This window comes from Tenacibaculum sp. MAR_2009_124 (assembly GCF_900105455.1).
In the GTDB taxonomy this organism is placed as follows: domain Bacteria; phylum Bacteroidota; class Bacteroidia; order Flavobacteriales; family Flavobacteriaceae; genus Polaribacter.
The window spans coordinates 488,559-502,230 of the sequence record NZ_FNSF01000001.1 but is presented as its reverse complement, the minus strand read 5'-3'; the positions used below and the strand labels follow the sequence as shown (position 1 = coordinate 502,230).

Genomic DNA, 13,672 nt, shown 5'->3' with positions numbered 1-13,672 from the left:
TAATAAATTCTATTATTTTCGCGCCCATTCTCCCCCTAAAAGCACCTTTTAATTGTAGATTTTATTTTTCATGGACGACGAAAGAAATTGGTTACTTTATTATAAAAATAGCTTATTCGATAGTGAGAATTTGGCTATCGATATTTCAAGAATAAAGCACTTATATCATCAAAACTCTTCTGATTTAACTAACGCATTAATAAGTGCTAAAAATGCAACTGAAATTCTCGATTTAGAAGAAAGAAGAATTAACAGGCTTAAAGGTATATCAAAAAAAGATAGTTCAAGATGGCAAGAAATTAACGAAACTCAAATTTTAATCTCTCCTTTCCATTTAAAATATCAAACAGATAATTCAAAATTTAAACAACAAGTTATACATCCATTTTGGGTGACTGCAACGTTAGACAGATCGGGAAAGTTATCCGCTCCAAGAGATTTATTTCCTTTAATTGTTAGAAACTACCTTACTCCGATAGCCGATGTAAAAAATGATTTCATTTTTTCTTCTATTGAAAATGTTACTAATGCTCGTGATATTGAACAACCTGAAGCCTACGATGAAGATGAAAAAATAGGTTGGGATGTTTACTGGGATTATATTAATGAAGTATTTAATGAAATTACCTTCAGTAATATTTCAAACTATAAGGTACAAAAATACACAACGCAACATAGTCTTACCTATTTTGCGGTAAGTTCAAAAATATCAACAGCTAAAAGTATTTTATTTCTTTATGAAAATCTATTAGACAACCTCGATGAGTTACCTCTTTTAGCGAAAATTGTAACCCCTGTTGATCGTTATAGAAAACCACCTGTTACAGACGAAGGATATTTACATTACAATCATTTACATCTTGGGCAAATGTCTAATGAGTTTCCACTTTCTATAAGTCAACGAAAAACACTACTCTCCTACTTGGTAGCAGAAGATAATCCAGTAATGGCGGTAAACGGACCTCCTGGCACAGGAAAGACAACATTACTTCAAAGTTTAGTAGCTACGGAATTTGTTAAATCGGCAATTATAGGAGAAGAAGCTCCTTTGATTTTAGCTTGTTCGAATAACAACCAAGCGGTAACCAATATTATTGATAGTTTTATCAATTCAGCAAGTACTTTAAAAAACTTGGCAGAACGATGGATTCCTAATTTTCAAGGTTATGCTACCTACCTTCCTTCAAACTCCAAAGCAGACAAAGCGTTAAAAGGTATTAACTTTTTAAAGGGAAATCTTTTCGGATATGAAGGAACCCTTTGCGATTTAGAAAACGAACAATACTTATATGATGCTGAGTATTATTTTCTTGAAAAATACAGTAATTACTTTGGCTATCAAGAATCTTCTTTGGAAGAAGCTTGTTATCAACTTCAACAAGAATTGGTTGATATTGAAGATAAACTAATTGATGGAGTTCGTTTTTCTAATGATTATATTACAGCCATAGAATACATTAATAAAATCCTACTTAGAGAAGAAGATCATATCTCAAGTGATAATTTCATAATCACAAAAATTCATCAATGGCGATCATTATTAGCTGAACTAAAAAAAGCCTATAAGAAAGAAAGTTTTATTAGTGACATTAAGGTTTATTTTACTTCAAATGATACCTCTGAGGAAGCAAAACATCAATTTAAAATTACCGAAGACAAATTTACCGATCAAGACAAGGCATTCTCCTATATAAAACAATTATTTGCAAACGTAAATCTCTTGCTTCAGGCTAACCTAAAGCTAAGTGATTGGAAAAAAGAAAATAATATTCAGGGACAACCATTTGTTTCAGAAGCAAAAATGTGGGAATTGGATCTGCAGAAAAACCCAAAACTAGATAAATCCAAAGGTTATTTCTACAATGAAATTGATACCACACTTCGCCACAGAGCTTTTTTACTAGCTACCCATTACTGGGAAGCTCGTTGGATTCTTGAAACTATTGATGTTGTAGAAAATAATACCGAAAAAGGCACAGGTGAAAACACAGTAAAAGCACAATGGAAACGACGTGCCATGCTAACCCCTTGTTTTGTTGCAACATTTTATATGGGGCCTTCCCATTTTATTCGAAGTCAATTTCAAGGGCAAAGTGAAGAAGGAAAACCTATATTTGAATATTTCCCTCTTACCAATTTTGTCGATTTACTCATTATTGATGAAGCTGGTCAAGTTACACCAGAAGTTAGTATTCCTCTTTTTGCCTTAGCCAAAAAGGCTTTTGTTGTTGGTGATCTAAAACAAATTGAACCCATATGGTCTATTCCTCCAAAAATTGACACAGGAAACTTAACTTCTTTACACATTATTGAAACCCCACAAGAAAACGAACTTCTTGATAGTTTAGGTTTTTTAGCTTCAAGTGGAAGCATTATGAAAATGGCTCAAAATGCCTGCGAATATGAAACGACTATTGGCAACAAACAAGAAAACGGATTAATTCTTCTTGAACACAGACGTTGCAATGATGAAATTATTGATTTCTGCAACGAATTAGCTTATGGCGGTATTTTAAAACCAATGAAAGGAAAAGCGAAAGACGATCAAATTTTCCCTTCAATGCTGGCTTACCATGTAGAAGGAATTAGTGAGAGAAAATATAACAGTCGTTGTAACACCAAAGAAGTAAAGGCTATTGTTTTATGGTTACAACAGAACAAAGATGCCATTCAAAAAGCATATAATGTTGAGTCTATAGAAAGTGTTTTAGGCATCATTACACCTTTTGCTAGTCAAAAAACTGAATTATCAAAAGCATTAACGGATGCTGGATATAAGATAAATGATATTAAACTAGGAACGGTGCATGCACTTCAAGGTGCTGAGAGAAGTATTATTTTATTTAGTTCTGTCTACAGCAATGAAGACGAAGGCACCATGTTTTTCGATAGAGATAATAAACCAAACATGCTAAACGTTGCCGTATCAAGAGCCAAGGACAGTTTCATTTTATTTGGTGATACACGGATTTTAAATGAAGCCAATAAAACGCCTTCTGGCTTATTGAAGAAACATTTAAACATTCAAGAATTGACTTAATAAGAAGTCTTACAATATATTAATTGGATGATTTGATGATTGAATTTCGACTGCGCTTAACCTGGCATATTTTTCCATTTTCGAAAAAATCATTAGCTTTGTCCCTTAATTAATTGATAAAGAAAAAATACAACTTATCTCTAATGCTAAAGAGATTTCAAACAACATACAGAACAAACCTTTTCGAGATAGTTACTCCTAAAACCGGAGTAATTATTTTATAAAGCTTATATAATAGATTAAAAATAAACTTATGAAAACAAAATTCAAAATTGCTATCATCGCTATGATAGGTTTTAGTCTGCACACTAAAGCACAATGGAATAATAATGGAAGTAATACAACCACTGGTATTTTAACAATGGACGGCAACAGTATTAACTTTAATACACCAGTTACCAGCGGTGGTTGGGCGCGTGGTATATTCAGTGTAGCCCCTGACAAATCAACCCGATTTGGAGGTATTGGGTTATATGGTTCTAAAAATAACGCTGTTCATTACTATTTAGCTCATGGAACCAGCCCATGGAATTCTGGTTTAGGTCTATATGTTAAAACAAATGGAAATATTGGTTTTGGTACTTTCTCTCCTTTCACTAATTTACAAATCCACAGTAACAATGTAGATGCCAGAATTGCTTTAACCAATAATCATTCTGGGAAAAATGCCTCGGACGGTTTCGTCTTAATCAATGAAAGTGATAGCGAGGTTCACTTTTTAAACAGGGAAAATACTGCTTTAAAATTTTCAACTTACGGAGCAGAGAGAATGAGAATTGCGGCAAATGGTAATATTGGTATTGGAGCAACAGATCCAAAAGAAACACTTACACTATCTAAATCTGGGGTCACTTTAGGTATTTATGACACTAATCCCGCGTCTAAAGCAAATAACAGAATTGCCCGTTATGGGAACTCTCTTGTTATTCAAAATGACTTGACAGGTTCATGGAAAGACAATATTAACTTTCATGATAGTGGAAATGTAGGGATTGGTATAGTAAACCCTTCAAGTCCATTAGATATTAAATCTTCCAAAAACAGAACAATTTCATTAGATTTCACCGGAGCACAACCAGGTTGGGGCTACACATGGCAATCGTTTAAAACCAACTCCGTTGAACAATGGCGAATAATAGGAAGAGAGGACACAAATAGTTCACTAACTTTCTGGAACTCGGTAGATAAAGACATATTAACTTTATTACAGCATGGTAATGTCGGCATTGGAACAAAGAGCCCTAATGCTAAATTAGAAGTAAATGGTTCCGTTAAATTTGACAACCTTTCAAGTGGACACACTAATCTTCAAATTGGTCATGACATAAATGATAGAATTTTAGCAGATAACAGTACTAATAAACATTATGGAGGAGGTTTATTTTTTAGAGTAACACCCGACCCATCCTTAAACATAACACATAACTATATTGATGTTATGACTTTATCAGATAAAGGTACAGTAGGTATTGGAACAAAAAACACTCAAGGATTCAAACTTGGGGTGCATGGAAGAATCGCTGCTGAAGAAGTAAAAGTAGCTACATATGGCAACTGGCCTGATTATGTATTCGAAAACAATTACAACCTTCCTACTTTGGATGAAGTAGAAAATCATATTCAAAAAAATGGGCATTTAAAAAATATTCCTAGTGCCAAAGAGGTAAGCAAAGAAGGTTTCTTTTTAGGGTCAATGGATGCAAAACTTTTACAAAAAATTGAAGAATTAACACTATATACGATTGCACAAGAAAAGCAATTAAAAACGCAAGAAAAGAAGATTAAAACCTTAGAAAATCAAACTAAAGAAATAGAGAAATTAAAAGCTTTAGTAAACAAATTATTGAAAAAATAAGCAAACCTAAATATGAAAAAAGTATTAATATTAATCTCATTGGTATTCTTCTTTATAAGCTGTGAAGATGGAAAAAATGGTATAAATGGCTCCAATAGTTTAGTAAAAACTAGTATTGAACCTAAATCTATAAATTGCCCAGATGGAGGTATTAAAATTGAAAGTGGATTAGATAAAAATGGAAATAATATACTCGAAAATGAAGAGGTCGATAAGATCGATTTCATTTGTAATAGCATAGGTCTAAATAGCCTAATTAAAACAACTATTATTCCTTCGAATGATTTATGTGAAAATGGTGGTATTAAGTTAGAAACTGGTACCGATCTAAACCGAAATAATGAACTTGATGAATCAGAAATAACTAAGACAGAATATATTTGCAACGGTGCAAATGGATTAGGTTATAAGCAAACAAGGCTCTTAATTTATCATGGAGGTGCTTCAGGTGGAAATTACTCTGGTATTTCGAGTAATACAAGATTTAAATTAGGAGAGTTGACACGTTTTGATAAAAAAGATTGGGTAGAAGCAACTTCTATAATTTATAATTCAATCGTGAAAACTGACGCTAATAATAGAGCTATATTAGAACTCTACAATGACACAGATAATGTGTTAATTGCTCAAAGCACTATAACTGCCGAAAATACCGAATTTGAGATTTTAGAGTCATCAAATTTAATAAACAATTTTCCTAACAAAGAAATTACAGTTGGGCTTTATATTAAATCCGAAAACAATGGCTCTTCCGTTTATTTTCACGGAAAAAGTGAGTTAATCATTGAACAATAAAGTCAAGAACGTTTCAACTTTATGTAAATAAAAAAGAACCTATTTCAATATTGAGATAGGTTCTTTTTTTCATACCCCTGTCCCGTCCTAAAATAGCGTTACACTAAACTTAAAGTATTTAGTCTAATTAATTAGAGGTTTCTAAAATATTCTTATTAATTTATGAGTCCTTTTTACGACTAAACATCAAACAATTAACAAATCAAAAAAGATGAAAAGATTAGCCATTAACGGAATGGGACGCATTGGAAGAGCAGCATTAAAAGTAATTCTCGAAACACCTGGGTTAGAATTGGTAGCTGTAAACGACCTCGTAGGAATTGAAAACATAGCATATTTATTAAAATACGATACTGTTTACGGTATATACAATAAGAAAGTCACCCATGACGACAATCATTTAATTGTAGACGGAAAAAAAATTCAATACTTCTCCAATAGAAATCCAGAGGAACTTCCTTGGAAAGAAAATGAAATTGATATTGTTATTGAGAGCACAGGCTTCTTTACCAAACAAGAAGATGCCGAAAAACATATTAACGCTGGAGCGAAAACAGTTGCGATCTCAGCTCCTACTAAAAGCGCAGATACACCTACTATAGTGCATGGTGTAAACTCTGCCGAGCAAGGAACCAGTGTTTTTTCTTGTGCTAGTTGTACTACCAATAATATAAGCCCTGTTGTAGAGGTTTTAGGCAGAAGAATAGGGATTAAAAAAGCAATTATGACAACGGTTCATGCCTATACCGCTTCTCAAAACATGGTAGATTCTGTTTCGAATAAAAACTTCAGAATGGGGAGAGCGGGTGCAGAGAATATTGTTCCTACATCTACAGGAGCAGCTATTGCAACGACTAAAGCACTTCCAGAGTATGCTGGTAAATTTGATGGTGTTGCCTTACGTGTTCCAATTCCTGTTGGGTCTATTTCTGATATGACATTTGTTACTGAAAAACGAGTTACTGTCGAAGAAGTAAATGCTATACTTGAAGAGGAAGCTACGTCTGATCGTTATAAAAAAGTTTTAGCAACCACCTATGAACCTATTGTTTCTTCCGATATTGTTCAGAGTCCTTATGCCTCAACTGTTGATTTAAGTATGACAAGAGTTGTCGATGGCGATTTATTAAAAGTAATGACTTGGTACGACAATGAATGGGGATTCACTAATCAAATGATACGTCAAATTTTGGAAATATAATTGTAATTCGAAAGTTAAGGTTAAAACCTTGAACTTATTTCAAAGAAATTGATCCTTAAAAATTAGTAAATAAAAACAGGCAGTATTTCATAAACTGTGTAAGTTTTAAAATCTCGGGGTTGAATTCAACCCCGAGATTTTTTTATTCATTAACTTTAATTTTTACACATTTATGAAACCAGAAGATTTATTGAACGGCGAATTTCTAAAACAATTTAAAGATGGCTCAGAGTTAACTAGCTTTATAGAACAACTTCACAAACGAGGAGTTGAAAAGATTTTAGAAGGAGAGTTATCAGCTCATTTAGATTACGAGAAACATCAAAAGAGCACTAACTCTAATTCTCGAAATGGCTATTCAAAGAAGAAGTTAAAAACAACTTTAGGAGAAACAGAAATAGAAGTCCCAAGAGACCGTGAAGGATCTTTTAATCCTATGTTGGTAAAGAAAAGAGAAAGTACTACAGATGGTGTTGAAAATCTTATCATCTCTTTGTATGCTAAGGGAATGAGTGCTTCTGATATAGAGGAGCAAATCCGAGAGCTATATGACTTTAACATCTCTACTTCAACGATTTCAAGAATCACAGATAGCATTACTAATGACATTGTAGCATGGAAAAATAGACCTTTAGAAGCTACTTATTTAATCGTTTGGATGGATGGAATTGTTTTCAAGGTTAGAGAGAACTCTAAGGTTATTAACAAAACTATATACATAGCTGTAGGCCTTAGATCCGACGGTAAAAAGGAAGTACTAGGTTTGTGGTTAGGTAAAAATGAATCAGCTGCTTTTTGGATGAGTGTTTTGACTGATATTAAGGCCAGAGGAACGCAAGATATACTGATTACTGCAACCGATAATTTAAACGGATTTACAGATACTATAAAGACAGTGTTTCCTAATTCTACCACACAAATATGTGTAGTACATCAGATTAGAAACTCTTGTAGATACGTGGTTTGGAAAGATAAAAAAGAGTTTACTAAAGATATGAAGCAAATCTATACAGCTCCAACTAAAGAAGCCGCAAAGGCTGCTTTAAAAGATTTTAAAAATAAATGGGAAGCTAAATATTCGTATGCTATTAAAAGTTGGGAAAACAACTGGGATGAACTCACTGTTTTCTTCGATTTTCCAATTGAAATAAGAACTATTATTTACACCACTAATCTTATTGAAAATCTTAATGGGAAAATACGCAAATACACTAAAAACAAACTCTCTTTCCCGACAGATGACGCTGTTATCAAATCGGTATATTTAGCTTTAAGAGAAAGTACTAAAAAGTGGACAATGCCCATTAGAAATTGGGGCATAATTCTAAATCAATTTTTAGCTATATTTGAAAAAAGGATTAGGCTATAAATAACCTAACCCTGATATTTTGAACTTACACACTTTTTAGGATAGTGTCTAAAAACAGGGCATTGATGAAAATCAATGCCCTGTTTAATTTATATATTTTAAAACTATTTCGTAAACTCAGTAATAGTCTTTTTAATAATATCAATACAATCTCTTAATTGCTCTTCATTCATTACTAAAGGCGGCGCAAAACGGATAATATTACCATGTGTAGGTTTTGCCAATAAACCATTATCGCGTAATTTCATACAGATATTCCAAGCAGTATCACTATCTTCTGTGTCGTTAATAACAACAGCATTTAATAATCCTTTACCACGAACTAAAGTAACCAATTCGTTTTCTTCAGAAAACTTCGTTAATTCCTCTCTGAATATCTTTCCTAAACGCTCAGCATTCTCGTCTAATTTTTCTTCTTTTACTACCTCAAGAGCAGCAATAGCAACAGCCGCTGCTACTGGATTACCTCCAAAAGTAGAACCATGATTTCCTGGTTTGATAACATTCATAATGTTATCGTTCGCTAATACTGCAGAAACAGGATAAGCTCCTCCACTTAATGCTTTACCTAAAATTAAAACATCTGGTTGAACGTTTTCATGTTGTACAGCTAGTAATTTACCAGTACGAGCAATTCCCGTTTGCACTTCATCAGCAATAAACAACACATTATACTTTTCACATAATGCTTTTGCAGCAGCTAAATACCCCTCTGAAGGAACATATACTCCAGCTTCACCTTGAATAGGTTCAGCCATAAACCCTGCAACATTCTTATTATTCTCTAAAGCTACTTCTAACGCCTTTAAGTTATCGTATTCCACTTTAATAAACCCATTTGTAAACGGACCAAAGTTTTCACGAGCAACTGGATCATTCGAAAAGGAAATAATGGTAGTTGTTCTACCATGAAAATTGTTTTCACAAACAATAATCTCCGCTTCATTTTCCGCAATACCTTTTACTTCATAAGCCCATTTTCTACAGATTTTCAATGCCGTTTCAACAGCCTCTGCACCAGTATTCATAGGTAACAGTTTATCAAAACCAAAGTATTCAGTAGCAAACTTTTCATAACGACCCAACATGTCATTATAAAAAGCACGTGATGTTAAAGTTAAAGTCTTCGCTTGATTCACCATAGCATCCACAATTTTAGGATGACAATGCCCTTGATTAACAGCAGAATATGCCGAAAGAAAATCATAATACTTCTTCCCTTCTACATCCCATACATACACACCTTCGCCCTTACTCAATACCACTGGTAATGGGTGATAATTATGTGCTCCGTACTTGTTTTCTAAATCAATTGCTTGCTGTGAAGTTAAATGTTCTAAAACAGCCATTTTCGTAATTTTTAAAAATTGATAAAATAACGATTCCTACTGTACCTTTATTTTTCCGAAGGCTCGAAAAAGCAGCGTGGGAGAGAAATCATCCCTAGAGGAGCGCAAATTACTAAATATTACTTGCTCATTAAAATCTTAACTGGAGATTTTAGAAGATATCGATGAAATTTGAATCTCCAAACGCTTTATTTCACGTAAAACCGCATTTTTATCCATCTGGAGCCATGCAAAAATCTTCAACATGCTAACACCGAGCAAAAATATAATAGAACCTCCAGCCCATTTTATCAACTCTTTAATTTCTTCTGCCTGAAAAAACTGAATCAAACAATACATAAAAAAAACGAAAAACACCACGGTCATTATATTCATTAATACCATAATCCATTTATTTTTACCTTTAAATAAACCTTGAATCATTTGAAAAACATTTTGTTCATCTAGTTCTTCATAAAACTTAGCTTCCTCCTCCGAAAGAGTTTCTTTTATAAGCTTATCTATTTCCTCTATATCTTTCATAATTTACTGTTTAAAATTATTTTTTTTAATCGTTCTCTAGCGTGAAACATTCTTGACTTCGCGGTTCCAACTGATATTTTTAATATGGCACTAATTTCTTTTAAAGAATACTCTTGAATATAATACAACTTAATTACTGCTTTTTGTCCTTCACTTAAACTTTCTATTTCCTTTTTTAAAATCTGTCTATAGTTTTCTCCGACATTTTCTGTTTCCCTTTTAATATTACTATTTTCAATATAATACTTAGTAAGCAGTTCTTTTTTACGCTTATCGGACCGCAAATAATCAATAGTTTTGCTCTTCACAATAGATAATGCCCAACTCTCAAATTTTTCAGAATCTTTTATACTGTCTAATTTCGTTAAAATTTTACTCCAACTTTCTTGAGCTATATCTTTTGCTACATCTCTATCTTTTGTATAGGTATAAGCTACTTTACAAAATACTAAATGCCATTTTTTAACAAGTTTAACCGTTGCTTTTTCATCTCCTAAAAGACATGCTTTAACTAAATATGAATCTTCTTTTTTATTTCTTTTCTTCATAATTTCCTACACTTAGTAGACGGAATATTTTGTAAAAGGTTCATTTATTCTGCAAATAAATTTATTGCGCTTTTCTATAGTTCTACTAACCATATCTTTTCCTAATTTTGCAATCCGTTAATTCTTTTATAAAATTAACAATAGGAAAGGTAACTATAAATCTAAGATTCATTAGAGGAAATATTTTCATAACAAAAAACATACGCTGAAGATTATGCCAAGAAGAGAACGCAATAAGTTTGTAAAAAGAGGTGAGATTATAGAAATCTTAATTGAAGATTACGCCTTTGGAGGAAAAGGTATCGGAAGAATTAGATCTGAATTAGGAGAGTTCGTGGTTTTTGTACCAAATACACTTCCTGGTCAACTTGTAAAAGCTAGAGTAGATAAATCTAAAAAACAATATGCTGAATGTAAACTTATAGAGGTTCTTAAACGCTCTGAAAATGAAATTACTTCTCCATATCAAGAAATTCCTGGAGCGCCTTACATAAATCTTCCTATTGAAAAACAGCATGAGTACAAATACAACAGTACCATGAGCCTGTTTAAAAAAATTGGTAAAGTTGATCATATTGAAGACTTATTTGATGAGTTTGTTTCTTCTCCTAATTCATTTCATTACAGAAATAAAATGGAGTATAGCTTTTCAGCTATTGGATATGATTCTAAAAACAAAACAGACGTCGATGAGTTCACTTTAGGGTTTAAAAGAAGAGGAACTTGGTGGATGGGCGAAAATCTAAATAAAGATAGTGGCTTGTTTGATGCTGATTTTGAAAACAACCTGCACAAGATAAAAGAGTATTGTAAAGACACAAACTTAGCACCTTGGCATGCTCCTGGGAAAAAAGGTTTTTTTCGTTATTTCGTAGTAAGAAAATCGTACAAAACCAATCAATTACTTTTTAATTTGGTGACGACATCTGGTGACTTACCAAAATTCGACTTAAATAAATTTGCTCAATTTTTAGTAGAGTTATTCGGAGAAAGAGTTGCTGGTCTTTTACATACTATCAATGACGAAACTGGTGATAGAACCATTGCTACATCGGGAAGTATCAATCTTGTTTATGGTAATGAAAAAATTGTTGAGCAATTACTTCAACTAAATTTTGAAATAAGCATGAAAAGCTTTTTTCAAACGAACCCCAAATCTGCTGAAAAATTATATGCGAAAGTTGTTGATTATGCACTAGAGAATAAAAGCGCTATTGACAATACGGTAGTAATGGATTTATTTTGCGGTACTGGTACCATTGGTCAAATTATTGCTGATAAATCTGAAAACACCAAAATTATAGGGGTAGACATAGTGCATTCGGCAATTAAAGATGCTAGAAAAAATGCCAAACGCAATAATATTGAAGGAGTTGAGTTTTATGCTGCAGACGTGGGCAAATTTTTATTAGAGCACCCTCAATATAAAAACAAGATTAGAACCATTATTTTAGATCCCGCGAGAGCAGGAATAGCACCAAAAACACTTAAAAAAATCATAAATTTAAGAGCAGATAGAATGGTTTATGTATCTTGTAATCCAGCGACTCAGGCTCGAGATACTGAAGAGTTAGTTAATGCTGGATATCAAATAAAAAAGATAAGTTTGGTAGATCAGTTTCCGCATACATCTCATATTGAAACTGTGGTGCTATTTGAAAAATAAATTAATCAATTCCCTTTGCTTGGGAAGTAAATAATAGCATTAAGCAATTTTAATGCGACGCAAAATTTTGGATAAATGAAAAAATGTTTTGGCATTTTGTTACTTTGTTTGTTTGCTTTTAACGCTTGTGAAAAAGACGATTTTTGTACAACAAATCCAGTAACACCTAATTTAGTAATTCGTTTTTATGATAAAAATGATATTACTGCAGTAAAAAGTGTGTCTCGCTTATCGATAATCGCCCAAAGTAAAACCGATAGTCTTATTACTAATGCAACACTTGACTCTATTGCTATACCTTTAAATGGACTAGCTTCCGAAACGGTATATCTTTTAAAGATGAATGACGCAACTGGAAATCTGGCCGATAATAAAGTGGATACGCTAACAATAACCTATACTCCAAAAGAAGATTATATTTCACGATCATGTGGTTTTAGATATGTTTATGAAGATGTTACATTAACAGTTTCTCAATCATGGATCGATAGCTTATCAAGCAATACCATTACAGAAATTAACCACCAAATTCAATCTCATGTGCAAATTTTTCATTAGTTCTATTATTGTTTTGGTTATATCATTCAATTCCTATAGTCAAAAAAAGACAACCCAAGAATCAGTAAAAGATAGTATTACGTACAAAACTGGATATGGTTTAAGAATTGGAGCCGACATTAGTAGACCCGTTTTGTCTTTATTCGATAAAAGTTATAGTGGATTAGAACTTGTTGGAGATTATAGAATTACCAAAAACTGGTACCTAGCCACTGAGTTAGGATATGAAAAAGAAACTACTTTTGAAGATTTTACCACATCAACTTCTCAGGGAAGTTTTATTCGAATTGGAGCAAACTACAATGCCTATAAAAATTGGCTAGACATGAATAATGAAATATTCATCGGTGGTCGTTATGGTTTTGCCTTATTTGACCATTCCTTAGACAGCTACACTCCAAATACAACCCTTGGAACTTCTTCTTTACCAGGAAGCGATAATACAACAGCATACTTCCCATCAAATACCATTACTACTCCGCAAAAGGAAACTGGGCTAATGGCACACTGGGCTGAAATCCAGATAGGAATGAAAGTTGAAACAATGAAAAATCTGTTTATTGGAGCTGGTTTCTCTTATAAGATACTCATAAGTATTGACGATCAGACAGGATTTAAAAGTCTATATAGCCCTGGTTTCAATAGAATTTTCGAAAGTAATACTGGTTTTGGCTTTTTTTATACAATATCATACCTTATACCATTTGTTAATAAGTAATTTTCCTACATACACTTGATTTAACTACATTTACCAAGTATTACGTAAAAA

Annotated in this window: 11 protein-coding genes; 8 read left to right on the top strand and 3 right to left on the bottom strand. The window is 32.8% G+C overall.

Translation table 11 applies throughout. The features are described 5' to 3' along the window. The first annotated feature begins 70 nt into the window (after positions 1-70). The 5 genes from BLW23_RS01445 (at position 71) to BLW23_RS01425 (ending at position 8,260) form a co-directional block, all read left to right on the top strand. A complete protein-coding gene (locus BLW23_RS01445) occupies positions 71-3,040 on the top strand; it encodes a DEAD/DEAH box helicase (protein ID WP_093667476.1) in 2,970 nt (989 codons plus the stop codon). A gap of 253 nt (positions 3,041-3,293) precedes the next feature. Further along, positions 3,294-4,895, top strand: coding sequence for a hypothetical protein (locus BLW23_RS01440; protein ID WP_093667475.1), 1,602 nt, complete (start codon positions 3,294-3,296; stop codon positions 4,893-4,895). Between the two features lie 12 nt (positions 4,896-4,907). Then, entirely contained in the window at positions 4,908-5,690 is a 783-nt protein-coding gene (locus BLW23_RS01435; RefSeq protein WP_093667474.1) for a DUF7151 family protein, read from the top strand. A 211-nt stretch (positions 5,691-5,901) separates the two neighbouring features. Further along, on the top strand, positions 5,902-6,891 hold the full coding sequence (gap, locus tag BLW23_RS01430) for a type I glyceraldehyde-3-phosphate dehydrogenase (protein WP_093667473.1): 990 nt from the start codon (positions 5,902-5,904) through the stop codon (positions 6,889-6,891). A gap of 172 nt (positions 6,892-7,063) precedes the next feature. Continuing rightward, entirely contained in the window at positions 7,064-8,260 is a 1,197-nt protein-coding gene (locus tag BLW23_RS01425) for an IS256 family transposase (RefSeq protein ID WP_093667472.1), read from the top strand. A gap of 104 nt (positions 8,261-8,364) precedes the next feature. Here BLW23_RS01425 and rocD read toward each other — a convergent pair whose 3' ends face one another. The 3 genes from rocD to BLW23_RS01410 form a co-directional block, all read right to left on the bottom strand. Beyond that, on the bottom strand, positions 8,365-9,609 hold the full coding sequence (rocD, locus tag BLW23_RS01420; RefSeq protein ID WP_093667471.1) for an ornithine--oxo-acid transaminase: 1,245 nt from the start codon (positions 9,607-9,609) through the stop codon (positions 8,365-8,367). 138 nt (positions 9,610-9,747) lie between these two features. Further along, the gene (locus BLW23_RS01415; RefSeq protein ID WP_255362703.1) at positions 9,748-10,131 is read right to left on the bottom strand and encodes a DUF6768 family protein; all 384 of its coding nucleotides are present in this window, start codon (positions 10,129-10,131) and stop codon (positions 9,748-9,750) included. Next, entirely contained in the window at positions 10,128-10,679 is a 552-nt protein-coding gene (locus BLW23_RS01410; protein ID WP_093667469.1) for an RNA polymerase sigma factor, read from the bottom strand. Before BLW23_RS01410 ends, BLW23_RS01415 begins: the two co-directional genes overlap by 4 nt. Before the next feature lie 214 nt (positions 10,680-10,893). Here BLW23_RS01410 and rlmD point away from each other — a divergent pair, with 214 nt between their 5' ends. The 3 genes from rlmD to BLW23_RS01395 all read left to right on the top strand — a co-directional run bounded on the left by rlmD (position 10,894) and on the right by BLW23_RS01395 (position 13,621). Beyond that, on the top strand, positions 10,894-12,345 hold the full coding sequence (gene rlmD, locus BLW23_RS01405; RefSeq protein ID WP_093667468.1) for a 23S rRNA (uracil(1939)-C(5))-methyltransferase RlmD: 1,452 nt from the start codon (positions 10,894-10,896) through the stop codon (positions 12,343-12,345). A gap of 75 nt (positions 12,346-12,420) precedes the next feature. Beyond that, entirely contained in the window at positions 12,421-12,903 is a 483-nt protein-coding gene (locus BLW23_RS01400; RefSeq protein ID WP_093667467.1) for a DUF6452 family protein, read from the top strand. Further along, positions 12,884-13,621: a DUF6048 family protein gene (locus tag BLW23_RS01395; RefSeq protein ID WP_093667466.1), complete on the top strand. Its 738-nt coding sequence runs from the start codon at positions 12,884-12,886 to the stop codon at positions 13,619-13,621. The genes BLW23_RS01400 and BLW23_RS01395 overlap by 20 nt, the downstream gene beginning before the upstream one ends. The last annotated feature ends 51 nt before the right edge of the window (positions 13,622-13,672 follow it).

What these genes read in the sequence shown, in the direction of transcription:
- rlmD (WP_093667468.1), top strand. Translation starts at nt 10,894, where the DNA reads ATGCCAAGAAGAGAACGCAATAAGTTTGTAAAAAGAGGTGAGATTATA.
- BLW23_RS01445 (WP_093667476.1), top strand. Translation starts at nt 71, where the DNA reads ATGGACGACGAAAGAAATTGGTTACTTTATTATAAAAATAGCTTATTC.
- BLW23_RS01435 (WP_093667474.1), top strand. Translation starts at nt 4,908, where the DNA reads ATGAAAAAAGTATTAATATTAATCTCATTGGTATTCTTCTTTATAAGC.
- BLW23_RS01400 (WP_093667467.1), top strand. Translation starts at nt 12,421, where the DNA reads ATGAAAAAATGTTTTGGCATTTTGTTACTTTGTTTGTTTGCTTTTAAC.
- BLW23_RS01425 (WP_093667472.1), top strand. Translation starts at nt 7,064, where the DNA reads ATGAAACCAGAAGATTTATTGAACGGCGAATTTCTAAAACAATTTAAA.
- BLW23_RS01440 (WP_093667475.1), top strand. Translation starts at nt 3,294, where the DNA reads ATGAAAACAAAATTCAAAATTGCTATCATCGCTATGATAGGTTTTAGT.
- BLW23_RS01415 (WP_255362703.1), bottom strand. Translation starts at nt 10,131, where the DNA reads ATGAAAGATATAGAGGAAATAGATAAGCTTATAAAAGAAACTCTTTCG.
- gap (WP_093667473.1), top strand. Translation starts at nt 5,902, where the DNA reads ATGAAAAGATTAGCCATTAACGGAATGGGACGCATTGGAAGAGCAGCA.
- rocD (WP_093667471.1), bottom strand. Translation starts at nt 9,609, where the DNA reads ATGGCTGTTTTAGAACATTTAACTTCACAGCAAGCAATTGATTTAGAA.
- BLW23_RS01410 (WP_093667469.1), bottom strand. Translation starts at nt 10,679, where the DNA reads ATGAAGAAAAGAAATAAAAAAGAAGATTCATATTTAGTTAAAGCATGT.
- BLW23_RS01395 (WP_093667466.1), top strand. Translation starts at nt 12,884, where the DNA reads ATGTGCAAATTTTTCATTAGTTCTATTATTGTTTTGGTTATATCATTC.